Origin of the sequence: Limnochorda pilosa, assembly GCF_001544015.1 — a bacterium.
Taxonomy (GTDB): domain Bacteria; phylum Bacillota; class Limnochordia; order Limnochordales; family Limnochordaceae; genus Limnochorda; species Limnochorda pilosa.
Genome location: NZ_AP014924.1, coordinates 2,629,340 through 2,653,397, shown reverse-complemented (window position 1 = coordinate 2,653,397; position 24,058 = coordinate 2,629,340). Strand labels below are relative to the sequence as shown.

Annotated in this window: 17 protein-coding genes, 1 tRNA gene and 3 rRNA genes; 20 read left to right on the top strand and 1 reads right to left on the bottom strand. The window is 69.9% G+C overall.

Features of this window, described 5'->3' with window-relative positions; translation table 11 throughout:
• Nucleotides 1-43 precede the first annotated feature (43 nt).
• The 3 genes from polX (at nucleotide 44) to LIP_RS11635 (ending at nucleotide 5,139) form a co-directional block, all read left to right on the top strand.
• A complete protein-coding gene (polX, locus tag LIP_RS11645; RefSeq protein WP_068138520.1) occupies nucleotides 44-1,786 on the top strand; it encodes a DNA polymerase/3'-5' exonuclease PolX in 1,743 nt (580 codons plus the stop codon).
• A gap of 148 nt (nucleotides 1,787-1,934) precedes the next feature.
• Nucleotides 1,935-2,660, top strand: coding sequence for an N-acetylmuramoyl-L-alanine amidase family protein (locus tag LIP_RS11640; RefSeq protein ID WP_068138517.1), 726 nt, complete (start codon nucleotides 1,935-1,937; stop codon nucleotides 2,658-2,660).
• Nucleotides 2,661-2,676: 16 nt separating this feature from the next.
• On the top strand, nucleotides 2,677-5,139 hold the full coding sequence (locus tag LIP_RS11635) for an endonuclease MutS2 (RefSeq protein WP_068138516.1): 2,463 nt from the start codon (nucleotides 2,677-2,679) through the stop codon (nucleotides 5,137-5,139).
• On the opposite strand, the gene LIP_RS11630 is transcribed toward LIP_RS11635, so the two are convergent.
• Nucleotides 5,117-7,282: a transglycosylase domain-containing protein gene (locus tag LIP_RS11630; RefSeq protein ID WP_068138513.1), complete on the bottom strand. Its 2,166-nt coding sequence runs from the start codon at nucleotides 7,280-7,282 to the stop codon at nucleotides 5,117-5,119. The two genes, LIP_RS11635 and LIP_RS11630, sit on opposite strands and share 23 nt — an antisense overlap.
• A gap of 152 nt (nucleotides 7,283-7,434) precedes the next feature.
• Here LIP_RS11630 and tyrS point away from each other — a divergent pair, with 152 nt between their 5' ends.
• The 17 genes from tyrS (at nucleotide 7,435) to LIP_RS11545 (ending at nucleotide 23,762) form a co-directional block, all read left to right on the top strand.
• The gene (gene tyrS, locus LIP_RS11625) at nucleotides 7,435-8,703 is read left to right on the top strand and encodes a tyrosine--tRNA ligase (protein ID WP_068138511.1); all 1,269 of its coding nucleotides are present in this window, start codon (nucleotides 7,435-7,437) and stop codon (nucleotides 8,701-8,703) included.
• 14 nt (nucleotides 8,704-8,717) lie between these two features.
• Nucleotides 8,718-9,437 carry a sporulation protein YunB gene (yunB, locus tag LIP_RS11620; RefSeq protein ID WP_068138509.1) on the top strand — a complete coding sequence of 240 codons (720 nt, stop codon included), beginning with the start codon at nucleotides 8,718-8,720 and terminating at the stop codon, nucleotides 9,435-9,437.
• A 304-nt stretch (nucleotides 9,438-9,741) separates the two neighbouring features.
• Nucleotides 9,742-11,280, top strand: a 16S ribosomal RNA gene (locus LIP_RS11615).
• Nucleotides 11,281-11,364: 84 nt separating this feature from the next.
• Nucleotides 11,365-11,441: transfer RNA gene (locus LIP_RS11610), tRNA-Ile, on the top strand.
• A gap of 78 nt (nucleotides 11,442-11,519) precedes the next feature.
• Nucleotides 11,520-14,516, top strand: a 23S ribosomal RNA gene (locus LIP_RS11605).
• 360 nt (nucleotides 14,517-14,876) lie between these two features.
• A 5S ribosomal RNA gene (gene rrf, locus LIP_RS11600) occupies nucleotides 14,877-14,993 on the top strand.
• The 16S, 23S and 5S rRNA genes sit together here with 1 tRNA gene alongside, the layout of an rRNA operon.
• Nucleotides 14,994-15,128: 135 nt before the next feature.
• Complete coding sequence (locus LIP_RS11595; RefSeq protein ID WP_068138506.1) at nucleotides 15,129-17,042, top strand: ABC-F family ATP-binding cassette domain-containing protein; 1,914 nt, start codon at nucleotides 15,129-15,131, stop codon at nucleotides 17,040-17,042.
• Nucleotides 17,043-17,157: 115 nt separating this feature from the next.
• Nucleotides 17,158-17,706 (top strand): CDP-alcohol phosphatidyltransferase family protein, encoded by a 549-nt coding sequence (locus LIP_RS11590; protein WP_082726249.1) that lies wholly within the window; start codon nucleotides 17,158-17,160, stop codon nucleotides 17,704-17,706.
• A 40-nt stretch (nucleotides 17,707-17,746) separates the two neighbouring features.
• Nucleotides 17,747-18,430: a PrsW family intramembrane metalloprotease gene (locus tag LIP_RS11585; protein WP_068138500.1), complete on the top strand. Its 684-nt coding sequence runs from the start codon at nucleotides 17,747-17,749 to the stop codon at nucleotides 18,428-18,430.
• A gap of 182 nt (nucleotides 18,431-18,612) precedes the next feature.
• Nucleotides 18,613-19,365: a YebC/PmpR family DNA-binding transcriptional regulator gene (locus tag LIP_RS11580; RefSeq protein ID WP_068141952.1), complete on the top strand. Its 753-nt coding sequence runs from the start codon at nucleotides 18,613-18,615 to the stop codon at nucleotides 19,363-19,365.
• Nucleotides 19,366-19,520: 155 nt separating this feature from the next.
• On the top strand, nucleotides 19,521-19,922 hold the full coding sequence (locus tag LIP_RS11575; protein WP_068138497.1) for a BofC C-terminal domain-containing protein: 402 nt from the start codon (nucleotides 19,521-19,523) through the stop codon (nucleotides 19,920-19,922).
• A 27-nt stretch (nucleotides 19,923-19,949) separates the two neighbouring features.
• Nucleotides 19,950-20,429: a crossover junction endodeoxyribonuclease RuvC gene (ruvC, locus tag LIP_RS11570; protein ID WP_068138494.1), complete on the top strand. Its 480-nt coding sequence runs from the start codon at nucleotides 19,950-19,952 to the stop codon at nucleotides 20,427-20,429.
• Complete coding sequence (gene ruvA / locus LIP_RS11565) at nucleotides 20,426-21,127, top strand: Holliday junction branch migration protein RuvA (protein WP_068138492.1); 702 nt, start codon at nucleotides 20,426-20,428, stop codon at nucleotides 21,125-21,127. Before ruvC ends, ruvA begins: the two co-directional genes overlap by 4 nt.
• Complete coding sequence (gene ruvB, locus LIP_RS11560; RefSeq protein WP_068138489.1) at nucleotides 21,117-22,184, top strand: Holliday junction branch migration DNA helicase RuvB; 1,068 nt, start codon at nucleotides 21,117-21,119, stop codon at nucleotides 22,182-22,184. Before ruvA ends, ruvB begins: the two co-directional genes overlap by 11 nt.
• A 68-nt stretch (nucleotides 22,185-22,252) precedes the next feature.
• On the top strand, nucleotides 22,253-22,477 hold the full coding sequence (locus LIP_RS11555) for a DUF2905 domain-containing protein (RefSeq protein ID WP_068138486.1): 225 nt from the start codon (nucleotides 22,253-22,255) through the stop codon (nucleotides 22,475-22,477).
• A 99-nt stretch (nucleotides 22,478-22,576) separates the two neighbouring features.
• Nucleotides 22,577-23,365 (top strand): DNA repair protein RecO, encoded by a 789-nt coding sequence (gene recO / locus LIP_RS11550; RefSeq protein WP_068138484.1) that lies wholly within the window; start codon nucleotides 22,577-22,579, stop codon nucleotides 23,363-23,365.
• On the top strand, nucleotides 23,343-23,762 hold the full coding sequence (locus tag LIP_RS11545; RefSeq protein ID WP_068138481.1) for a DUF4342 domain-containing protein: 420 nt from the start codon (nucleotides 23,343-23,345) through the stop codon (nucleotides 23,760-23,762). Before recO ends, LIP_RS11545 begins: the two co-directional genes overlap by 23 nt.
• Nucleotides 23,763-24,058 lie beyond the last annotated feature (296 nt).

The following is a 24,058-nucleotide window of genomic DNA, read 5'->3' as shown; positions in this document are numbered from 1 at the left end:
GGAGCCCGCACAGCCCCACCGCGCCGGGAAAGGGGCGCGCACCGTGCAGAACCTGCGGCTCGCCTCCATCTTCCGGGAGATGGCCGACCTCCTGGAGGTGAAGGGGGAGAGCGTCTTCAAGGTGAGGGCCTATCGCCGGGCGGCGGAGCAGCTCGAACAGCTCCCCGAGGACCTGGCGGACGTGGTCCGCTCGGGCGGGATCGAGCGCCTCCCCGGCTTTGGCCAGGCGCTGGTGGCGAAAGCCCGGGAGTTCGTGGCCACGGGCCGCGTGGAGGCCCACCAGCGGCTGCTGGCCGAGTACCCGGCCCAGGTGCTGGACCTCCTGAAGGTGCCGGGCCTGGGACCCAGGCTGGCGGAGCGCCTCCACCGCGAGCTGGGCGTGGGGGGCCTGGACGACCTGGAGCAAGCCGCCCGCGACGGGAGACTCCGCACCCTGCGCGGCATGGGCCCCCGCGCCGAGGAGAAGATCCTGGCGGGCATCGAGGCCCTGCGCCGCCAGGGGGCCCGTCGTAGCATCGGCGAGGTCCTTCCCCAGGCGCGCTGGCTGCAGGCCGGCCTCGAGCGGCTGCCCGCGGTGGAGCGGGCGGTGGTGGCGGGCAGCCTGCGCCGGTGGAAGGAGACGGTGAAGGACGCGGACCTGGTGGTGGTCACCTCCACGCCGGCCGAGCTGGTGGCGTCGCTCCGCGCGCAGGGTCTGGCACAGGAGGTGGGCGGGGGCGAAGACCGGGTGGCCGTCGTCCTGCCCACGGGCCTCAAGGCGGACCTCCGCCTGGTGGAGGCGGTCCACTTCCCCAGCGCCCTCCACCACTTCACGGGCTCCAAGGAGCACCACGTGCTCCTGCGGGAGCGGGCCCGGCGCATGGGGCTGTCGGTGAGCGAGTACGGCCTCGCGCGGGACGGCGGCACGCCCGACCCGCTGGCCTCCGAGGAGGAGCTCTACGGGCGTCTGGGTCTGGCCTTCGTGCCGCCTGAGCTGCGGGAGGGGCACGAGGAGCTGGAGCTGGCCGAGCAGGGGGCCCTGCCCGTCCTCCTGGGGCGCGACGATCTGAAGGGTGATCTCCACGTCCACACCGACTGGTCCGACGGGCGCGCGTCGCTCGAGCAGATGGTGGAGGCGGCCCGGGCCCGGGGCTACCGCTACCTGGCCGTCTGCGACCACTCGCCGGCGGTGCGGGTGGCTGGCGGTCTCTCGCCCGAGCGACTCTTGGCCCAGATCGAGCGGATCGAGCGGCTGAACCGGACCCTGGAGGGGTTCCGGGTGCTGGTGGGCACCGAGTGTGACATCCTGGCCGACGGCACCCTCGACTACCCCGACGAGCTGCTGGAGCGCCTGGACTGGGTGGTGGCCTCCATCCACAGCCGTATGGGGCAAGACGCCGAGACGCTCCTGGCCCGCTACCGCCGGGCGCTGGAGTCGCCCTGGGTGGATGCGGTGGGCCACCCCACGGGCCGGCTCCTGGGGCGCCGCGACGCGATGGAGGTCCCCGTGGAGGGCCTGGTGGAGCTGGCCGCCCGGCGAGGCGCCGCCTTGGAGATCAACGCCTCGCCCGAGCGCCTGGACCTGGACAGCCGCTGGGCGCGCGTGGCTGCCCAGGCGGGGGTCCGGCTGGTGGTGAGCACCGACGCCCACCACCCGGAGCACCTGGACTTCATCGAGTACGGCGTAGGCATCGCCCGCCGGGCGGGCCTGGGCCCGGCGCAGGTGGTGAATGCCTGGGACGAGAAGGAACTCCTGGGCTGGATCCGCGCCCGCCGGGAGGCCGCCCGCCGGCCGCCGCCGGCTTGAGGCGACCCCGCCCGCGGGCGAGGGATGGCAGGCGCCGGGGGTGCTGTCAGTGGGCGGCAGCAACCCCGGGAAGTACCGGAAGGAACGAGCGCGAGCCCGTCCAATGGCCTAGAGGTGTCGCTTCCGGGCGACGGGGGGAGGACGGGCGGTGTCTCGCGTGCGGAAGGGGCTCTGGGGCCGGGATCGGCTCGCGGCGAGCCCCCTCGCGACCTTGCTGGTGTTGCTGCTCCTGCTCATCTCGGGGGGGAAGGAGCACACGCCCCGGCCCCAGCCGGACGGGGGGAGCCTGAGTGGCCGGGTGATCGTGGTGGACCCGGGGCACGGGGGAAACGACCGGAACCGGGGCGACTTCGGGGCCGAGGGCGTGGGGCCCGTTCCCGAAAAGGAGAACGCCCTGGCCATCGGCCTGGCCCTGAAGCGCGAGCTGGAAGCCCTGGGGGCCCGGGTGGTGATGACCCGGGAGAGCGACCGCAGTCCCGCCGACGACGGGCCCTACCGGTCCGACCCGCTGGGGCAGCTGAAGGCCCGGGTGGAGACGGCCCGGCAGGTGAACGCCGACGCTTTCATCTCCGTTCACAACGACTGGAGCGACGACCCCCGGCAGGAGGGCGTGGCAAGCTTCCATTACAGCGCCGCCTCCCGGCGCCTGGCCGAGGCGATCCAGCGGGGGATGGCGGCGGCCACAGGCGCGCAGGACCGGGGCGTGCACGCGGAAGACTTCTACGTCCTCCGCCACACGCCCGGCCCGGCGGTTCTGGTGGAGACGGGCTTCGTCAGCAACCGCCAGGAGGCCTACCGGCTGAGCGACCCCGCCTATCGAGCCAGGGTCGCCCGGGGCATCGCCCAGGGAGTGGCCGAGGTCTTGGGCCGGTAACGAGGAGCGCGAGGCGATGGAGCGCACGACCGTGAGCGAAGAGGCCCTGCGGATCCTGCAGTTCGACCGGGTGCGCGAGAGGCTGGCCGCCCAGGCCCAGTCGGAACCAGGCCGGGCCCTCTGCCGGGCCCTGGAACCCCTGACCGGCTTCGAGGCCGTCGCCGCCCTCCACGCAGAGACACGGGCGGCGTCAGCCCTCCTTGCCAAGGGGCGCCGGCCGCCTCTGGACGGCATCTTCGACGTCCGCCGGTTGCTGGACCGGGCCGGGCGCGGCGCGGTCCTCCACCCCGAGGAGATCCTCCAGGTGCGTTCCACCCTGGGAGCCTCCCGGCGCCTGCGCGGCTTCCTGGAGGAGGAGGGCGGGCCACCGGAGGCCCTGGCCGCACGGGCCGCCGGCCTCGTGCGGCGTCCGGAGCTGGAGGCCCAGATCGACCGGTGCATCGACGAGCACGGGGAGGTGCTCGACCGGGCCAGCGACGAGCTCCGGCGCATCCGCCAGCACCAGCGGGAGATCCAGGCCCGGGTGCGCCAGCACCTGGAGCGGCTGGTGCACGACAGCCGCCTGCAAGACGTGCTGCAGGAGAGCCTGGTGACCGTCCGCAACGGCCGGTACGTGGTGCCGGTGCGGCAGGAACGGCGGTCTGAGCTCCCCGGGGTGGTCCACGACCAGTCGGCCAGCGGAAGCACCGTCTTCGTGGAGCCGATGGCCGTGGTGGAGCTGAACAACCGCCTCCGCCAGGCCGAGGCTGCCGAGGCCGAGGAGATCCGCCGCATCTTGGCGGCCCTGAGCCAGAGGATCGGGCAGGAGGCGCCGGGCATCGGTCCGGCCGTGGAGGCCCTGGCCGGGCTCGACCTGGTCTTCGCCCGCGCCCGCCTGGGCTTCGAGCTGAACGCCGTCGAGCCCGTCCTGAACGACGAGGGCCGCGTCCGCCTCATCCGCGCCCGGCACCCGCTCCTGCCCGGGCCCGTGGTCCCCATCGACGTCTGGCTGGGCGAGGGCTTCCACGTGCTGGTGATCACCGGCCCCAACACCGGCGGCAAGACCGTGGCCCTGAAGACCGTGGGCCTCCTGGCCCTCATGGCCCAGGCCGGCCTGCCCGTGCCCGCGGCCCAGGCGGAGCTGCCCGTCTTCCAGGCGATCTACGCCGACATCGGAGACGAGCAGTCCATCGAGCAGAGCCTTTCCACCTTCTCCTCCCACATGCGCCGCGTGGTGCCGGTGCTGGAGGCGGCCCGGGCCGAGAGCCTGGTGCTGCTGGACGAGATCGGCGCCGGCACGGACCCCGACGAGGGGGCCGCGCTGGCCGAGGCGATCCTGGAGCACCTGCGGGCCCGGGGCGCCCGGGTGGTGGCCACCACCCACTACAGCCAGCTCAAGGGGTACGCGTACCTCACCGAGGGCGTGGAGAATGCGAGCGTGGAGTTCGATCCCGAGAGCCTGCGGCCGACCTACCGGCTCCAGATCGGCCTGCCCGGGCGCTCCAACGCGCTGGAGATCGCCGCCCGGCTGGGCGCGCCCCCTGAGGTGATCGAGAATGCCCGTCGCAAGCGGCCCTCCCACGCGCGACGTGCGGACGAACTGATCATCGAGATGGAGAGCAGCCGCCGGGCGGCCCGGGAGCACGAGAGCCGCACCGCCGCCGAGCGGCGCGAGGCCGAGGTGCTAAGGGAACGCTACGAGGCCCTCGTCCGCGAGCTGGAGGAACGGCGGTCGGGGCTCGTGGAGGACGCGCGCCGCCAGGCCGAGGCGGTGCTGCGGGAGGCCCGTCGCGAGGCCGACCGCCTCCTGGGCGAGCTTCGCCGGCTTCAGGATCAGGCGAAGGCCGAGGAGGCCCGCCGGAGGCGGGACGAGCTGGTGGAAGCCCTGGCGTTCGTGGAGGCGCAGGCCGAGGCCAGGCGGCCTGGACCCGGAGCTCCCGGGGAGGCGGGCGGCGCGCCCGCGCCGGAGGCCGCCCCGGGGCCGGCCCCAGGAGAGCCGGCGAGCCTGCGGCCAGGCGTGCGGGTGCGCGTGGCTGGCCTCGGGCAGGAAGGCGTCCTGCTCACCGCGCCTGGCGCGGGGGGCGAGGCCGAGGTGCAGGTGGGGGCGCTACGGGTGCGGGTGGGGGTGGAGCGGCTACGGGCCCTGCCCGGCGCGCCGCCCCAGGGACCTGGCGGGAAGGGCTCGATCCCTGGACGCGAGCGCCGCACGCCCGAACCAGGGGGCGCGGGCAGCCTGGGGCGGAGCAAGGCCCAGACGCTCCCGAGCGAGCTGGACCTGCGGGGCCTGCGGGCGGACGAGGCGTGGAGCCGGGTGGAGAAGTACCTGGACGACTGCCTCCTGGCCGGTCTTTCCCGGGTGAGGCTCATCCACGGCAAGGGTACGGGTGCGCTGCGGGAAGAGATGCGCCGCCGCCTGGACGGGGTGCCTCAGGTGCGGCGGCACGTCCTCGCACCGCCTGAGGAGGGCGGTGACGGGGTCACGGTTGTCGACCTCGGGTGAACCAATCCCACAGGAAGTGGAAGGGCGAGGCCGGCTGGCAGCGGGGCGAGGGATCGACGGGCTGGGTGCCCTGCAGGAAGATCTCCTGCCGGATCTCGGCACGGGGGATGCCGGCGCAGCCGTCGTCCACCAAGAGCCCGGTCTTGACGTCGATGGGAACCCCGTCCACCAGCCCGGGCGGCCGCGCGAAGGTGGAGGCCGGCACGTTCTCGAGCGCCCGGCTGGCAAAGCGCCTCCATAGCTCCGCCGCCCCCGCGGAGCCGATCCGCAGCGGGTCCCTGTTCGGGAACTGGTAGAGCATGGGCTCTGACGCCTGATCGTTCCCGATCCAGACCGCCGCCACCAGCTCGGGCGTGTAGCCGACGAACCAGGCGTCGGTGAACTCGTTGGTGGTGCCCGTCTTGCCCGCCACGTCCCGCCCCGGGATCCGGGCGTTCTTGCCCGTCCCCCGTTCGACCACGTCGCGCAGCATGTCGGTCACCAGGTATGCGGTGGCCGCATCGAGCACGATCTCGCGTTGCGGCTGGGTTTCCCACAGGGTCATGCCTGAGGCGTCGGTCACCTTCACCACCGCGAAAGGCTCGGTGTGGATGCCCTGGTTGGCCAGCACCCCATAGGCCTCGGCCATCTCCATGGGGGTGACGCCCCGAGTGAGGCCGCCGATGGCGAAGCCCAGGTGCCGGTCCTCCGGGTTGAGCGAGGTGATGCCCATCTTCTGGGCCAGGTTGATGGCGCGGGGGATGCCGAGCTGGTCCAGGAGCTTGATGGCCACCACGTTGATGGAGTCCGCCAGCGCGTCTCGGAGGGTGACGGGACCCCGGTACTGATCATCGTGGTTCCGGGGCCGCCACATCTCAGGATCCGCAGGCTCCTCGGTCGCGGCCGCCTGCGCGCGGCCCTCGGCCACCAGCGGCTCGGGCAGCTGCTCCTTGGGGTACTCCACCGGCTCGTCGACGAGCATCGTCGCCGGGGTGAACCGTTGGGAGTCGATGGCCGCCGTGTAGACGAAGACCTTGTTGGCCGAGCCGGGCTGCCGGTACGCCTGCCACGCCCGGTTGAACTCGTCGCCGTCCCGCCCGCCGATCATGGCCCGGATCGCGCCCGTGGCGGGGTCCAGGGCCACCAAGGCCGCCTGGGGCTTGCGGAGGCCGTTGGCGTCCCGCTCGTTCGAGAGGCTGTCCACGTAGGTCATGGCCTGCTCGGCGGCCTGCTGCATGGCCGGGTCCAGGGTGGTGTAGACCCGGAGCCCACCCTGATAGATCTCCTCGTAGCTGATGTGGTACTTGTCCACCAGCTGGCGCATCACGTACTGGACGAACCACCGGTCCGAGGCGCGGCCCTCGGCTTGGGAAGTCCGGGCCGTGGCCGCGGCCGCGAGCTCGACCGGCTGGGCCTTGGCCAGGTTCATCTCCCGGGGGGTGATGTAGCCCAGCTCCGCCATCACCTCCAGCACGAGGTTCCGGCGGGAGACGGCCGCCTCGGGCCGCGTGATGGGCGAGTAGGTGCCAGGGTTCCGAATGATGCCGGCCAGCAGGGCGGACTCGGCCAGGGTCAGCTCCGAGACGGGCTTGCCGAAGTAGAACTGGCTGGCCGCCTGAACCCCGTAGATCCCGGGTCCCCAGTAGATCTCGTTGAGGTACGCCTCCAGGATCTCCTCCTTGGCGTACTTCCGCTCGATCTGGATCGCCCAGAGCACCTCGCGCAGCTTGCGGGTGAAGGTCTTGTCGTGGGTGAGGAAGACGTTCTTGGCCAGCTGCTGGGTGATGGTGCTGCCGCCCTGCACCTTGGCTCCCGCCCGGAGGTCCGCCACGACGGCGCGCACGATCGCGGCCACGTTCACGCCGTGGTGGTTGTAGAACTGGCGGTCCTCGATGGCCACCACCGCATCCTTGAGGCTCTGGGGCACCTGGTCGATGGTGACTGGAATGCGGTGCTCCCGGTAGCGGGTGGCGATCTCGTCGCCGTAACGATCGTAGAAGTAGGTGACGGTCTCGGCGTCGAATCTGATCTCGTCCAGGCTGGGCGCGCTGCGTAGGTAGGCGGCGAGGCCCCCGCTGGCCAGGCCGAAGGCGAGGGCGACCGCGAAGGTGACCAGGAGGACCGCGTAGGGTCGCCTTGACGGGCGATGTCGCTGCCGGGCCACGCTCCTCCTCCTTCGCAGGTCAGGCAATCCGCCCGTATTATACCACAGCCCCCGGCGCCGCCGAAACGGCTGGAACCGATTCTCCCGCCCTCGTGCCGGTCCCTTGCTCCTTTGCGAGACCGGCGGTTATAATCGGGCCAGGAGGCGGAGCCATGGACCCCACCCATACCGGCGCGGAGCAGGCGCTGGAGGCGATCCGCAGGGGAGCCGAGGAGATCTTCCCGGAGGGCGAGCTCTTGGAGAAGCTGCGCCAGAGCCAGCGCGAGGGTCGCCCCCTGCGGGTGAAGCTCGGCATCGACCCTACCGCGAGCGACCTGCACCTGGGCCACATGATCCCCGTGCTCAAGATGAAGGTCTTCCAGGATCTGGGCCACCAGGCCGTGATCATCATCGGAGACTACACCGCCACCGTGGGCGACCCCAGCGGGCGCAACGAAGCGCGGCCCCAGCTCTCCCACGAGCAGGTGCTGGAGAACGCCCGCGACTACACCCGGCGGATCTTCGGCCTTCTGGATCCCGAACGCACCGAGATCACCTGGAACGGCCACTGGTTCAGCTCCATGACCTTCAGCGAGGTGATGTGGCTCCTCTCCCAGATGACCCTGGCCCGGATGCTGGAGCGGGAGGACTTCAGCCGCCGCTTCAAGGGCCAGTTGCCCATCAGCCTGCACGAGATGGTCTACCCGCTCATGCAGGGGTACGACTCGGTGATGGTGCGCGCCGACGTGGAGCTGGGCGGGATCGATCAGAAGTTCAACATCGCCGTGGGGCGCGACCTGCAGAGGGTCCGGGGGCTTCCGCCGCAGGTGGGCGTCTGCAACCCCCTCCTCCTCGGGACCGACGGGCACGAGAAGATGAGCAAGAGCCTGGGCAACACCATCCCCTGGGATGCCCCCCCGGAGGAGAAGTTCGGCAAGCTCATGTCGATCCCCGACGAGCTCACCTGGCCGTACCTGGAGCTCCTCACCCTCCTCCCCCTGAGCGACCTGGCCGCCTGGCGGAGCGCGGTGGAGCGAGGCGATCTCCACCCGAAAGAGGCCAAGAAGCGCCTGGCCCGCGAGGTGGTACGCCTCCTGCACGGTGCCGAAGCGGCCACCCGGGCTGAGGAGCACTTCGACCAGGTCATCACCCGGCGCGAGGCTCCTGCCGACATGGCCGAGGTCCTGGTGGTGGCCTCCGAGGCACCGGAGGGCGAGATGTGGCCCGTGGCGCTCTTGGTCCAGGCCGGGCTCGCCGCCTCCAACAGCGAGGCGCGGCGGCTCATCGCTCAGGGCGCGGTCCGGCTCGACGGCGAGCCCGTGGCGGACACGGACCGGAACGTGACGGTGCGCGACGGTGCCGTCCTCCAGGTGGGCCGGCGCCGTTTCGCCCGCTTGCGCCGCCAGGCAGATTCCGGCCCGCGGCCTCGTAGCATCCCCTAAAGGGGGTGCACGGGGTGGAAGGCGGTGGAGGCGGGCCCCCGAGGGCACCCGCCGGTTTCCGGGCTCGGGCGGTACTCAGCCTCTTCGTCACCGCGCTGGTTCTGGGCGGGGTGATCGCAAGCTGGCTCGTGGATCGGCAGCTTCGGGGCCCGATCCAGGCGTGGTCCCGCTCGGTGGTGGAGAATCTGGCCACCGGGGCCGTCGCCTCCGCGGTGCGTGATCACCTGGCCTCCTCCATCAGCGCCGCGCGGCTGAGCCGCCCGCTCTACGATGCCGGAGGCCGGCTCCAGGGGATCACCTACGAGACCGGTGAGATCAACCGCATCGCTTCCGAGGCGACCCTCCGCATCCAGGAGGCGCTGCAGGCCTCGACCTCGGCCCGGCTGCCCATGCCGGTGGGGCAGGTGCTGGGGCTCGACTTCCTGGCGGCCCTGGGTCCCCGCCTGGAGGTGCGGGTGATTCCCGTGGGCTCGGTGGAGGCCGCTCCCCGGGCCGAGTTCCGCCAGGCCGGCATCAACCAGACCCTCCACCGCATCCTGCTCCACGTGACCCTGCGGATGGAGGTGGTGGTCCCCTTCTTCCCGGAGCGGGTGACGGTGGAGACCGAGGTGCCCATCGCGGAGCAGGTGGTGGTGGGGCAGGTCCCCCTGGTCTACCTGAACTGGAGCGGAGATCCGCTCACCCTCCCCGGAGACGGGCTCCGGTGGGGCGACCCGCAGAAGGAGGCGCCGTGAAAGCGGCCCGTTGACATCCCTCGAAGCCGGGTGCTATAATCGGTTGCGGCTCGAGGGAAGGGCGCCACACCGGAGTCCGCACCTGGAGCCAGATCTTTCCGGTTGAAACGGTACCGGCTACGTGATAAAGTTGACACTTGCCGGTGCACGAGAGCCGGAGCGGACCTTGAAAACGGAACAGCGGACGAGAGCGGGCCAGAGGAAAGGTGTGTAGCCTCACGGGACCTGAGGTCGAAGCCGGCGTCGCACGGAAGTGCGGGGCGGCGGAGGCCGGTGAGGGGACTGTGAGGGACTCGCCAAGAGTCATCCGGAGAGTTTGATCCTGGCTCAGGACGAACGCTGGCGGCGTGCCTCATACATGCAAGTCGAGCGGACCCTTGGTGCGGAAGCCTTCGGGCGGAAGGGCCAGGGGTTAGCGGCGGACGGGTGAGTAACGCGTGGGCAACCTGCCCTCCAGAGGGGGATAACTCGCCGAAAGGCGGGCTAATACCGCATGAGTTCCTTCCGGGGCATCTCGGAAGGAGCAAAGGCCTTCGGGCCGCTGGAGGAGGGGCCTGCGTCCCATTAGCTCGTTGGCGGGGTAACGGCCCACCAAGGCGACGATGGGTAGCCGGCCTGAGAGGGTGGACGGCCACACTGGGACTGAGATACGGCCCAGACTCCTACGGGAGGCAGCAGTAGGGAATCTTGCGCAATGGGCGAAAGCCTGACGCAGCGACGCCGCGTGGGGGAAGAAGGCCTTCGGGTCGTAAACCCCTGTCCCAGGGGACGAGAAGGGACGGTACCCTGGGAGGAAGCCCCGGCTAACTACGTGCCAGCAGCCGCGGTAATACGTAGGGGGCGAGCGTTGTCCGGAATGACTGGGCGTAAAGGGTGCGTAGGCGGCCCGAGAGGTCCTGGGTGAAAGGCCCCGGCTCAACCGGGGAGGGCCCCAGGAAACCGGCGGGCTAGAGGGCTGGAGAGGGCCGCGGAATTCCCGGTGTAGCGGTGAAATGCGTAGATATCGGGAAGAACACCAGTGGCGAAGGCGGCGGCCTGGACAGAACCTGACGCTGAGGCACGAAAGCTGGGGGAGCGAACAGGATTAGATACCCTGGTAGTCCCAGCTGTAAACGATGAGTGCTAGGTGTGGTGGGGGAGATCCCTGCCGTGCCGCAGGTAACCCAATAAGCACTCCGCCTGGGGAGTACGGCCGCAAGGCTGAAACTCAAAGGAATTGACGGGGGCCCGCACAAGCGGTGGAGCATGTGGTTTAATTCGAAGCAACGCGAAGAACCTTACCAGGGCTTGACATCCCGCGAACCCCCGGGAAACCGGGGGGTGCCCTTCGGGGAGCGCGGAGACAGGTGGTGCATGGTTGTCGTCAGCTCGTGTCGTGAGATGTTGGGTTAAGTCCCGCAACGAGCGCAACCCCTATCCGATGTTGCCAGCCCACGGGGGGGCACTCATCGGAGACTGCCGGCGACAAGCCGGAGGAAGGCGGGGATGAGGTCAAATCATCATGCCCCTTATGCCCTGGGCGACACACGTGCTACAATGGCCGGAACAGCGGGAAGCGAAAGGGCGACCTGGAGCGAATCCCTGTAAATCCGGTCCCAGTTCGGATCGCAGGCTGCAACCCGCCTGCGTGAAGGCGGAATCGCTAGTAATCGCGGGTCAGCATACCGCGGTGAATACGTTCCCGGGCCTTGTACACACCGCCCGTCACACCACGAAAGTCGGGAAGACCCGAAGCCGGTGGCCCAACCTGCAAAGGGGGGAGCCGTCGAAGGTCGGCCCGATGATTGGGGTGAAGTCGTAACAAGGTAGCCGTATCGGAAGGTGCGGCTGGATCACCTCCTTTCTAAGGAGACTCTGTCCTCTCTCGTCCCTCGCTGTTCCGTTTTCAGGGTCCTCGGACCCTGCTTCCCCAGATGGGGAAGTGCGTGGGCTTATAGCTCAGTCGGTGAGAGCGCACGCCTGATAAGCGTGAGGTCGGTGGTTCGAGTCCACCTAAGCCCACCATCGTCGGAGCTCCGGGCCTCAGCCCGGCGCTTCTACGAAGAGCACCTTGACAACTGCACAGGGCAGAAGCATCTTTACGGCCAAGCAAGAGAAGGCCGACGGTGGATGCCTAGGCGCTTTCGGGCCGATGAAGGACGGGGCCAGCACCGATATGCCCCGGGGAGCCGCTAGCAGGCTTTGATCCGGGGATCTCCGAATGGGGCAACCCGCCAGGGCGAGGAGTCCTGGCAGCAAGGCGCAAGCCTTGCGGGGCACCGGGGGAAGTGAAACATCTCAGTACCCCGAGGAAGAGAAAGCAACCGCGATTCCCCAAGTAGCGGCGAGCGAACGGGGAAGAGCCCAAACCGTCCGGGCTGAGAAGCCCACCGGCGTTGCCCGGGCGGGGTTGTGGGACGGTCCGTCGGGCGACGGTGGTCGCCCGGGGGGAACGGAGAGCCGAGCTGAAGGGCCTGGAAAGGTCCGCCAGAGAGCGTGAAAGCCGCGTAGGCGGAGGCTCGAAGGGAACCCGTGACCGATCCCGAGTACCACGGGACACGAGGAATCCCGTGGGAATCCGGGGGGACCACCCTCCAAGGCTAAATACCCGAAGCGACCGATAGCGAACCAGTACCGTGAGGGAAAGGTGAAAAGCACCCCGGAAGGGGAGTGAAAGAGAACCTGAAACCGTCGGCCGACAAGCAGTCGGAGGGGCGATAGGCCCTGACGGCGTACTTTTTGTAGAACGGACCGGCGAGTGGTCCTGAGGAGCGAGGCGAACCGGGGGAAGCCGGGAAGCCGGAGCGCAAGCGAGTCTGAACAGGGCGACGAGTTCCTCGGGGCCGACCCGAAGCTGGGTGAGCTACCCATGGCCAGGGTGAAACCTCGCTAAACCGAGGTGGAGGCCCGAACCACGTGGTCGTTGAAACGGCCTGGGATGAGCTGTGGGTAGGGGTGAAATGCCAATCGAACCCAGTGATAGCTGGTTCTCCCCGAAATCGCTTGAGGGCGAGCCTGGTCGAACGAGTTGCGGGGTAGCGCGCTGATGGGGGAAGGGGCCGGAGAGGTTACCAACTCCCGTTAAACGACGAATCCGCAACCCGAACCGGCCGGAGTCAGACTGCGGGGGATAAGCTCCGTGGTCAAAAGGGAAACAGCCCAGATCGCCAGCTAAGGTCCCCAAGCACGGGCTCAGTGGTAAAGGTGGTAGGGTCGCGCAGACAGCCAGGAGGTTGGCTTGGAAGCAGCCATTCCTTGAAAGAGTGCGTAATAGCTCACTGGTCGAGTGACCCTGCGCCGAAAATGTAACGGGGCTCAAGCCCGTCACCGAAGCTGCGGGCCTCCTCCTTGGAGGAGGCGGTAGGGGAGCGTTCCGCACGCCGCTGAAGCCGAACCCGGAAGGGACGGTGGAGGGTGCGGAAGTGAGAATGCCGGTATAAGTAGCGCAAAGGCTGGTGAGAATCCAGCCCGCCGAAAGCCTAAGGGTTCCTGAGGAAGGTTCGTCCTCTCAGGGTCAGTCGGGACCTAAGCCGAGGCCGAAAGGCGTAGGCGATGGACAACGGGTCGACATTCCCGTACCACCGTCTTCCCGTCTGAGCGATGGGGTGACGCAGGGGGGCACGGTCAGCCCACGGATGGAAGCGTGGGTCCAAGCGGGTAGCCGGGCGGGGGAGGCAAATCCCTCCCGCCATCCAACGGTGAGCCGTGATGGGGAGCGAAACTCAAGTAGCGAAGGACCGGAGCCCGGACTGCCAAGAAAAGCCTCTAGCGAGGGAAGCGGTGCCCGTACCGCAAACCGACACAGGTAGGCGAGGCGAGGATCCTAAGGCGCGCGAGAGAACCCCTGTTAAGGAACTCGGCAAAATGCCGCCGTAACTTCGGAAGAAGGCGGGCCCTGCCGGGTGTAGCCCCCAGCGGGCGAAGCTTGGCGGGGCGGCAGAAGAGAGGCCCAAGCGACTGTTTACCAAAAACACAGGTCTCTGCGAAGGCGCAAGCCGATGTATAGGGGCTGACGCCTGCCCAATGCCGGAAGGTTACGGGGAGGGGTCAGGGCGCAAGCCCGAAGCTCCGAACCTAAGCCCCGGTCAATGGCGGCCGTAACTATAACGGTCCTAAGGTAGCGAAATTCCTTGTCGGGTAAGTTCCGACCTGCACGAATGGCGTAACGACTTGGGCGCTGTCTCGACAGGGGGCTCGGCGAAATTGTAGTACCCGTGAAGATGCGGGTTACCTGCGACTAGACGGAAAGACCCCGTGGAGCTTGACTGTATCCTGGGAGTGGACGTCGGCTGAGGGTGTATAGGATAGGTGGGAGGCTGGGAAGCCGGGACGTCAGTTTCGGTGGAGCCACCGGTGGAATACCACTCTCCTTCAGTGGGCGTTCTAACCGAGCCGTGTGAATCCACGGCCGGGACCCTCCCAGGGGGGCAGTTTGACTGGGGCGGTCGCCTCCTAAAGTGTAACGGAGGCGTCCAAAGGTTCCCTCAGCGCGGTCGGAAATCGCGCGGCGAGTGCAAAGGCACAAGGGAGCTTGACGGCAAGACCGACAGGTCGAGCCGGGGCGAAAGCCGGGCTTAGTGATCCGGTGGTACCGTGTGGAAGGGCCATCGCTCATCGGATAAAAGCTACCCCGGGGATAACAGGCTGATCTCCCCCAAGAGTCCACATCGACGGGGAGGTTTGGCACCTCGATGTCGGCTCGTCGCATCCTGGGGCTGGAGTCGGTCCCAAGGGTTGGGCTGTTCGCCCATTAAAGCGGTACGCGAGCTGGGTTCAGAACGTCGTGAGACAGTTCGGTCCCTATCTGTCGCAGGCGCAGGAGATCTGAGGGGATCCGTCCCCAGTACGAGAGGACCGGGACGGACGCACCGCTCGTCTACCAGTTGTCCCGCCAGGGGCACGGCTGGTCCGCGATGTGCGGACGGGAGAAGCGCTGAAAGCATCTAAGTGCGAAGCCCACCCCAAGATGAGATCTCCCACCCAAGGGGCGCAAGCCCTGAGGGGTAAGACCCCTGGAAGATGACCAGGTTGATAGGCCGGCGGTGCAAGGCGGGCAACCGTCTCAGCTGTCCGGTACTAATCGGTCGAGGGCTTGGCCGTCCTTGCTTCGCCCTGTGCAGTTCTCAAGGTGCTCGCGCCGCTGGCGGGTTCCGGGGCATCCCCCGGCTCGCTAAGCGCCGGAGGCTAACCCGCTCGCCGGGGGATGCCCCGGAACCCGCAGCCGTCTCGGTGGAGGGGCGGCGCGGGGCTGGATGGGCGGAAGGCCCGAGCGAGCGGCGAGCACTGGCTGTTCCACCTGGAGGACACCGGTCCTCCGGGGTACCTGACAACCTGTAGCGGAAACTTTTGCTGAGGGTCCTTTTCGGGCGGCGGGATCACCCGCCGAACGTATTCGCCGAAGGCGCACAAGTGAGGCGGGTGATCCCACCGCCCGAACCAGAGACCTGCAGCGCAACGTTTCCCGGTGGCCATGGCGGAGGGGCCCCACCTGTTCCCATTCCGAACACAGTCGTTAAGCCCTCCTGCGGCGATGGTACTGCGGGGGTAGCCCCGTGGGAGAGTAGCACGCTGCCGGGAAGCCTTTGAGGGCGGGTAACCGCCCGGGACAGCTCCGAAAGCACAGGTCGCGGCCTCGATCCGGCGAAAGGATCCCACAGATGGGGTTCCGGATCGAGGCCGTGGCGCGTTTGCCGAGGATGGAGGGTACGTCTCATGGTGATCCTTCAGGCGGCGGGGCTCGCCAAGTACTGGGGTGCGGAGCTTCTCTTCAAAGACGTCGACCTGATGGTGCACGAGGGTGAAAAGGTAGGGCTGGTGGGCCGCAACGGCTCGGGCAAGACCACCCTGCTCAAGGTCCTTCTGGGGCGCCTCGATCCCGACGAGGGCCATCTTTCCATCCCGAGCCACTGCAGGTTGGGCTACCTGAGCCAGGATCCGGAGCTGCTACCCGGGCGCACCGTACTCCAAGAGGCGCTGATGGCCTTCGCTGTGTTGGACGAGCTTGAGGAACGACTGCGCAGCCTGGAGGAACAGATGACGGCCGCGCAGGGCGGCCCGGAGGCGGAGCTGCAGCGGGTCCTGGACCAGTACGGCCGGCTCGCCACCCAGTACGAGGCAGCCGGCGGCTACGCGGCCGAGACCCGCGCCCGGACCGTGCTCACCGGTCTCGGCTTTGCGGAGCCGGACCTGGCCAAGACCGCCGAGCTTCTCTCGGGCGGGCAGAAGGTCCGCCTTGGGCTTGCCAGGCTCCTGCTGGAGGAGCCCGATCTGCTGCTGCTGGATGAGCCCACCAACCACCTGGACTTGGCCGCGACCGAGTGGCTGGAGGGCTACCTGGCCCAGATGCGCTCCGCGGCCATCGTCATCTCCCACGACCGCTACTTCCTCGACCGGGTCACCACCCGGACCGTGGAACTGGAGGACGGGCACGTGTCCCACTACGCGGGCGCCTTCAGCTTCAGCCGGGAGGAGAAGCGGCGGCGCCAGGAGGCCGCTCTGGAGGCCTTCAAGCGAAACCAGGCGGAGCGGGAGCGGCTGCGCCAGTTCTACGAGAAATGGCGCAGCACACCCAACCGGAAAGGCCAGGCCATGAGCCGCAAGAAGCGACTGGAGAAGATGGCCGTTCTGCAGCCGCCGAAGACCCGCTCCAAGCGCATGCGGCTGGCCTTCCGAATGGAGGAGCCGTCGGGCCGCGAGGTCTTGACCCTGCAGGACGTGGCGATGGCTTTCGGTTCGCGATCGCTCTTCGCCGGGGTGCACCTGCGCGTCTTCCGAGGCGATCGGGTGGCGCTGGTGGGGCCGAACGGAGCGGGCAAGACCACGCTGCTCAAGATCCTGCATGGCCTTCTGCAGCCGTCGGCCGGCACGGTGTGGTGGGGTGCGGGGGTGCGGCGGGGCTACTTCAGCCAGGATCTGGATGCGCTGGATCCCGGCCGCACCTGCCTGGAGGAGATGTTGGAGATCCCCGGGTACACCCGCTACGACGCCCAGTCGTTGCTGGGCCGGTTCCTCTTCTCCGGCGAGGATGCGGGCAAGCAGATCGCCCAGTGCTCGGGCGGCGAGCGCAATCGCCTGATCCTGGCCAAGCTGACGGCAAGCGACGCCAACGTGCTGCTGCTGGATGAACCCACGAACCACCTCGACCTGGACTCCAAGGAGGTCCTGGAAGAGGCTTTGCGGGAGTACCCGGGCACCATCCTGTTCGTCTCGCACGACCGCTTCTTCGTGGACCAGGTGGCCACGAAGGTCTGGGAGTTCGGCCCGGACGGCATCCACCCGTACGAAGGCAACTACACGGCCTACAGGGCCCAGAAGGAGCGGTTGCGGGAGATCCAGGCCCTGCGGGAGGCAGCCCCGCAGCCGCAGCCACGAGCGCACGCCCAAGCGACCCGCCCGCAGCGCCAGCCTGCCTCCCGGCGGGACGGCCGCCAGAAGGGGAGACAGGATCTGCAGGCCCTCGAAAGCCGGATCCAGGAACTCGAAGGCCGCAAGGCGGAGCTCGAAGAGCGGCTCGCCGACCCCCAGGCGTACAGGGAAGGCGCCGGACGGGAACTCACCCTCGAGTACCGGGCGGTCGCCGGGGAGCTGGACCGGCTCTACGACCAGTGGGCCGAAGCCGTAGAGTAGGGCGCCCGCGCGGGCTCCTCTCGACCACAGGTTTCCCCGGAGAGGCGGACCGCGTTCCACCGCGGGGACGGCCGCGGGCGGCAGGATCCGCCCGCGCGAAGGGGCAGCCTCAAAGATGGAAAGGAGCCGCTGGATGGCCAACGCCCTCACCCTCGCCCGTGTGGCACTCATACCGCTCTTTCTCTACCTCTTCCTCGCCGAGCCGGTGCCCGGCTCGACGGGCTGGGCCCTGGCGGTGCTGGTCCTCTCCGGCCTCACCGACGTGGCCGACGGCTGGGTCGCCCGCCGCAGGGGCGAGGTGTCGGAGTTGGGGGTCCTCCTGGATCCGCTGGCCGACAAGCTCACCCTGGTTTCGGTGCTCCTGGCGCTGGCGTGGCGCGGCCTCTTGCCCACCTGGGTCGCCGGCCTGCTGCTGGCGAAGGAGGCTGTCCAGGTGCTCGCGGCGGCGTGGCTCTTCCGGGGGGGCCGGCGGGTGGTGCCGGCCCGGGGGCTGGGAAAGGCTGCCACGGTCGTCCTCTACGGCGGCGCTGCGGCGACGGCACTGGGCTGGGACCGGGGCGCGGCCGTGGTCCTGGCCGGCGTGCTCCTCTCGGTGGCGGCCGGGATCCACTACGCCGTCCTTGCCCTCGGCCCCCGCAGGGCGACCCCGTCGGATTCATCCTAGCCGCACCGGTGGTGGGGCAGGCTGATGCGGGGGTGGTCTCGTGAGCGCCCTGACGGGCGGGTTGATCTCCTTCCTGCTGGCCCTGACCTGGGTCTGGATGCTCCGCCGGAGCGACCGGGCGGAGCCGGAGCCGTGGCCTGTGATCCTGGGGACGTACGTGCTGGGGGCGGCCTCGGTGTTTCCGGCCCTGGCCCTGGAGGCTCCCCTGCGCCCTCTGCTGAGCGGCACCGGCGGGGTTCCCTGGCGCACCGTGGAGGCGGCGGCGGTGGGGCCCGGGCTTGTGGTGGGTGTGGTGGCCGTGGGGTTCATCGAGGAGGGGGTGAAGTGGCTGGCCGCCTGGCAGGGGGCCTTCCGGAGCCGGGCCTTCAGCCAGGTGGTGGACGGGCTGGTTTACGGGGGCGTGGCGGGCCTGGGCTTCGCCACCGCCGAGAACCTGCTTTACGGCGCCGCCCTCGGGTGGTCCCTGGGGCCGTTGCGGGCCCTGGTTACGGCCTGGGTTCATGCGGGCTTCAGCGGCATGGTGGGGCTCGGCACCGCCTGGCACCGGTTCCGGGGCCCCGAGCCGGTGGTGGCCGCCGGCTTCTTCCTGACCGCGGCCTTCCTTCATGCTGGATACAACCTGGTGATCCTCACGGGGCTCATGAGCCCGCTGCTGCTCCTGCTCACGGTGCTCCTCCTGGTGTTCTTCCTCTTCAGGACCGCCGACCAGCTCGCCCGGGTCTAGCGGGGCCGAGGCCGCGAAGCAGTCCCCGGGGTCCGGCAGGGATCCGAGCCTCCGTCAGGTCGTTTGCCGTCAGGGCAGCCGGCGCCGACGCGCCCTGGGGATCGCAACGGGTGCGATCCCGGCGGGCCCTTCCGGCCCCCCCGGAGCCTGTGCTAGAATGGGCGGGAAGGCAGGTGATGAAGGTGTCCGGGCACTCGAAATGGGCGAACATCAAGCACAAGAAGACCAAGGAAGACGCCCGGCGCGGCCAGGTCTTCACCAAGCTGTCGCGGCAGATCACGGTGGCGGCCCGGAACGGCGGGGGCGATCCTGAGGCGAACTTCCAGCTCCGGCTGGCCATCGACAAGGCCAAGGATGCCAACATGCCCAATGAGTCCATCGATCGTGCGATCAGGCGGGGCACGGGCGAGCTGGGCGGCGAGGCGTACGAGCAGTTCACCTACGAGGGGTACGCGCCGGGCGGAGTGGCGGTGCTGGTGGACATCATGACCGACAACCGCAACCGGGCAGCGGGCGACGTCCGTTACCTCTTCTCGCGCCACGACGGAAGCCTGGGCGAAGCTGGTTCGGTCGCCTGGATGTTCGACGTCCGGGGTCTGGTGGAGGTGGACCGGGCAGGAGCCCCCGGCCTGGACGAGGTCATGCTCCTGGCGGCCGACGCGGGCGCCGAGGACGTGGAGGAAGCGGAGGATCGCTTCGTGATCCTCACCTCCCCCCAGGAGCTGGACGCGGTGCGCCGGGCCCTGGAGGACCAGGGGCTGCGCATCCGATCGGCGGAGCTCACGTACCGTCCCCGCACCACCGTGGAGCTGGACGAGGCCGGCACGCGCAAGGTCCTGAAGCTCATCGATGCGCTGGAAGAGAACGACGACGTCCAGCAGGTGTACACCAACCTGGAGATCCCCGACGAGATCCTCGAGAAGCTCGAAGCCTGACCGCCGCCCGCGGGAGCCTCGGCCCCGAAGGCCCAGGGGCCCGGAAGTGCTGCGGCACCGGCATGTCCGGGCCGGCTCGCGCCTACCATTTAGTGAAACCCGGTGCGGGCCGGGTTCGGCGCGTGCCGGCGGGCCGCGGCACGGGGGGCGAGGGCATGGCGCGGGAGCTTGGTCGGATGCGCCGGTGGCTCGGACGGCTGCTGCGGCCGGCGGGCGGGCGGGGCCGGCGGGCCCGCCGGCGGGTGGTGGCGATGGTGCTGGGCGTGGCGGCGGCGGTGCTGCTGGTGGGGCGCGCTTGGCCCTGGCTGCCGGTGAACCTCGCGTCCAACCAGCCCTGCCGGCCCGCCGAGGGCCGCTTCCTGGGGATCCACCGGGGAAAGGTGGCCGTCTTCGACGGCCTGCCGGGCGGGTGCAGCGTCCTCCGGGAGGATCTGGGCCTTCCGGCCGGCGAGCTGCCGTCCTACCAGCGAGAGACCCTGGAGGCGGGGATCCCCTTCACCAGCGAGACCGAGCGGCTCCAGATCATGGAAGGGCTGGGATCCGAGGCGTCGAAGTAAGAGCCGGTCGACGGGGGGGCTGATCCGGTGCGCGTCGCGGGAATCGATCCGGGCCTGGGAACCACGGGCTTCGCCCTGGTCCTGTCCGAGGGCGGCCGGCTTTCGGCGGGGCCGGCCGGGGTCTTCCGCACACCCCCGGGTGAGGAGTCGGGCGCCCGGCTCCTCGCGCTCCACCGCCAGGTCCGCGGCTTCCTGCAGGAGGAGCGCCCGGACGTGATGGCCGTGGAGGAGCTCTTCTTCAACCGCAACATCACCACCGGCATCCAGGTGGCCCAGGCCCGGGGCGTCTGCCTCTTGGCCGCGGCCGAGGCGGGGGTTCCCGTGGCCGAGTACAACCCGCAGCACGTGAAGGTGGCGGTGACGGGGACCGGCGCTGCGGACAAGCATCAGGTGATCTACATGGTGCGGGGCCTCCTGCGGCTGGATCGAGACCCATCCCCCGACGACGTGGCCGACGCCATGGCGGTGGCCATCTGTCACGCGCACACGGGAGGGCGCGGGCAGTGATCCGGCGGCTGCGGGGGAGACTGGCGGCCGTCGACGCGGGCGAGCTGGTGGTGGACGCGGGCGGCGTGGGCTACCAGGTCTTCTGCACCACGTCCGACCTGGCCCGGCTGCCCCGGCTCGGCGAGACGGTGGAACTCGAAGTCCACACTCTCCTCCGGGAGGATGCGCTCCAGCTTTACGGGTTTCTGGAGGATCGCGACCGTCGCCACTTCCTGAGGTTGCTGCAGGTGTCGGGGGTGGGGCCCCGGATGGCCTTGCAGATCCTCTCCGCGTTGCCGGGTGACCGGTTGGTGGAGGCGGTCCGGTCGGGCGACGTGCAGCAGCTGGTGCGGGTACCCGGCATCGGCAAGAAGACGGCGCAGAGGCTCCTCCTGGAGCTGGCCGGCGCCTTCGACCGGGAGCTGCCCGCGGCGGCGGCCGCCTGGCCCGGTGGGTTGGCGGGTCCCGTCCGGGAGGCGGAGGAGGCCCTCATGACCCTGGGCTATCGCGAGGCCGAGGCGCGGGACGCGGTGGAGCGGGCGCTGGCGGTCTGGCGGGAGGAACGTGCCCCGCGAACATCCGGCCGGGAAGGGGAGACGGCCACCGCCGGGGGATCGCCCGGAACGGGAGCCGCTGGAGACGGCGCGGCGCTGCCCCCGGTCGCGGACCTGATCCGTCGAGCGCTGAAGCTGATGGGGAGCGAACGCCATGGCGCATGAACCAGGAGGGCCGATCCGGCGCGACCGGCTGCTTGAGGCCGAGGCCGGCGCGGGCGAGGCCGAGCTGGACCAGGTGCTCCGCCCCCGCACCCTGGCCGCCTACGTGGGCCAGAAGCGGGTGAAGGAGAACCTGGCCATCTTCATCGAGGCCGCCCGCCAGCGGGGTGAGGCGCTGGACCACGTGCTCTTCTCGGGGCCGCCGGGGCTGGGCAAGACCACCCTGGCCAACATCGTGGCCAACGAGCTGGGGGTCGGCATCCGCGTCACCAGCGGGCCCGCCATTGAGCGCCAGGGCGACCTGATCGCCATCCTCACCAACCTGGAGCCCCGGGACGTGCTCTTCATTGACGAGATCCACCGCCTCAGCCGGCCGGTGGAGGAGGTCCTCTACCCGGCCATGGAGGACGGGGCCGTCGACATCGTCATCGGCCAGGGGCCGGCGGCCCGATCGGTCCGACTGGAGCTGCCCCCCTTCACCCTGGTGGGAGCCACCACCCGCCAGGGTATGCTCACCTCGCCCCTGCGGGACCGCTTCGGCGTCCTGGGGCGGCTGGAGTATTACTCCCCCCAGGAGCTGCAGGAGATTCTAGAGCGGGCTGCGGCGGCCCTGGGGGTCGAGGCGGACCCGGGCGGTCTGGCGGAGCTCGCGGGCCGCTCGCGAGGCACGCCGCGGGTGGCGCTGCGGCTGCTGCGCCGCGTGCGGGACGTGGCCCAGGTGCGCGGCCAAGGGCGCATCACCGCCCCCATGGCGCGGGAAGCCCTGGCCCTGCTGGACGTGGACGAGGCCGGGCTCGATCGAAACGACCGGAGGGTCCTGGCGGCCATCATCGACCTCTTCGAGGGTGGGCCCGTGGGCGTGGAGACCCTGGCGGCCGCGGTGAGCGAGGACGTGGAGACGCTGGAGGACGTCTACGAGCCCTTCCTGATGCAGAAGGGCCTGCTGCAGCGCACCCCCCGGGGGCGGGTGGCGACGGCGGCGGCCTACGCCCACCTGGGCAGGGTTCCCGGGTCCCAGGGGAAGGCCGCGGCCGGAGAGCAGGGCGCCCTCTTTCCGTAAGCAGCGCTTCCCCCTTTTCGTGACCGGGGCTCCGGAACCTGGTATACTGAAGGGCGGGGGGAAAAGCCTTGCCGGAGCTTGGCCCATTCGGGCGCACGCTCATCCTCTTCGGCCTGATACTGGTGGTCCTGGGCGGCGTGCTCCTCCTGGCGGAGCGCCTCCCGGGCATCGGTCGCCTTCCCGGCGACATCGTGGTGCGCAGGGGCGGCTTCAGCCTCTACGTGCCGCTGGCCAGCTCCCTGATCGCCAGCCTGGTGCTCACCCTCCTCCTCAACCTCATCTTTCGGCGGTGAGCCCGGTGGCACCCGGGGAGCGGCCCAAGGAGAGAGCAAGATGCCGGCATACGCTCGTGCAGCGGGGCGCACGTTAGCCACCAGAGGCGGAGGCGCTGCGTGATCTACCACGCCGAGGGCGTCGTGCTCCGCAGCCAGGCGTTCGGCGAGGCGGACCGCATCGTGACCCTCCTCACCCGGTCCGAGGGGAAGGTGCGGGCGGCAGCCCGGGGCGTGCGGCGCACCCGCAGCCGGCTCATGGGTCCCACCCAGCTCTTCACCTACGGGTCCTACCTGCTGGTACGCGGCCGGAGCGACCTCGAAACCCTGAGCCAGGGAGAGATCCGCGAGTCGCTCCGCAACCTGCGGGAGGATCTGGAACGGATGGCCTACGCCAGCTACGCGTGCGAGCTGGTGGACCGGATGGTGGAGGAGCGGGAGGCCGACGAGCCCGTCTTCTTCCTGGTGCTCCAGGTGCTGCGGCAGATGGACGCCGGCGCTGATCCCTTCGGGCTGGCGCGCTACCTGGAGCTGGCGCTCCTGGATCACCTGGGCTACCAGCCCCAACTCGACGGCTGCCTGGGGTGTGGACGGGCGTGGCAGCCGGGGCCGGGGTGGGGCCTGAACGGCTCGGAGGGCGGGCTCCTCTGCCCGGAGTGCGCGACCTCCCGCCCGGTGCGCCGGCTCTCGCCCGGCAGCGTCGAAAGCCTTCGGAGGCTGCGGAGCCTCTCAGCCGCCCGGGCCGGCGTCCTGCGGTTCGCGGCGGGAACCGGCCGGGAGGTACGGGACGCGTTGAAAGACCTGCTGGACGCCCGAGTGGAGGGGCCGCTCAAGGCAAGGGCCTTCCTGGAAAGCCTGGAGCTCGCCCCCTGGAAGGAGGAGACCCATGGACGAGCTGGACCGGATTGACATCCTCCGGCAGCGCACGGGCCTGGGATACGCGGAAGCCAAGCAGCTCCTGGACGAGGCCGGGGGCGACGTGGTGGAGGCCTTGGTGCGCTTCGAGAACCGGCAGAAGGAGGAAGGCGCGGCCATGCGCTGGGAGGCTCGAGGCCGCGCCGCCTGGGACCGCCTCGTGGACCTGATCCGCCAGGGCAACATCACCCGCGTGCGGATCCGGCGCGAGGACCGGGTCCTGCTGGACTTCCCGGTGACCGCCGGCGTCGCCTCCGCGCTGCTGTTGCCGCGCCTTTCGGCCCTGGCCGCCGCGGCTTGCCTGGTGGGCCGCTGCAGCATCGAGGTGGAGCGGAAGGAGCCCTCCACCAAGGGGAGCCGCAGCCGGCTGGTCCCCGTGGAGGTCGACTGATCCCGGGCGATCCGGGGCTACCGGCCGCCGGGGCGCTGTGGTATAATGTCCGCACCGAGGGCCCGGCGGCGCAGGCAGGCCGGTGAGCCCCGAACCGACAAGCAAGACCCGGCCCGCGCGGCCGGGTGGGGCGATGAGGGAGCCAATCGCAGGATTGCTCTCCACGTAGCGACCCCGGGCGGGTGGAAGCCGGGGGGAGGGCCTTGCGAGGGCACTTCCGAGCCCGAAAAAGGAGCGGGCCCGCACCGGCGGGCCAATCAGGGTGGGACCGCGGAGACCTTCCGTCCCTGAGTGGG

Excerpts from the sequence above, each read along its gene's own strand:
- LIP_RS11635 (WP_068138516.1), top strand. The coding sequence starts at position 2,677 with ATGGAGCGCACGACCGTGAGCGAAGAGGCCCTGCGGATCCTGCAGTTC.
- LIP_RS11590 (WP_082726249.1), top strand. The coding sequence starts at position 17,158 with ATGGAAAGGAGCCGCTGGATGGCCAACGCCCTCACCCTCGCCCGTGTG.
- LIP_RS11595 (WP_068138506.1), top strand. The coding sequence starts at position 15,129 with ATGGTGATCCTTCAGGCGGCGGGGCTCGCCAAGTACTGGGGTGCGGAG.
- LIP_RS11545 (WP_068138481.1), top strand. The coding sequence starts at position 23,343 with ATGGACGAGCTGGACCGGATTGACATCCTCCGGCAGCGCACGGGCCTG.
- ruvB (WP_068138489.1), top strand. The coding sequence starts at position 21,117 with ATGGCGCATGAACCAGGAGGGCCGATCCGGCGCGACCGGCTGCTTGAG.
- LIP_RS11575 (WP_068138497.1), top strand. The coding sequence starts at position 19,521 with ATGGCGCGGGAGCTTGGTCGGATGCGCCGGTGGCTCGGACGGCTGCTG.
- tyrS (WP_068138511.1), top strand. The coding sequence starts at position 7,435 with ATGGACCCCACCCATACCGGCGCGGAGCAGGCGCTGGAGGCGATCCGC.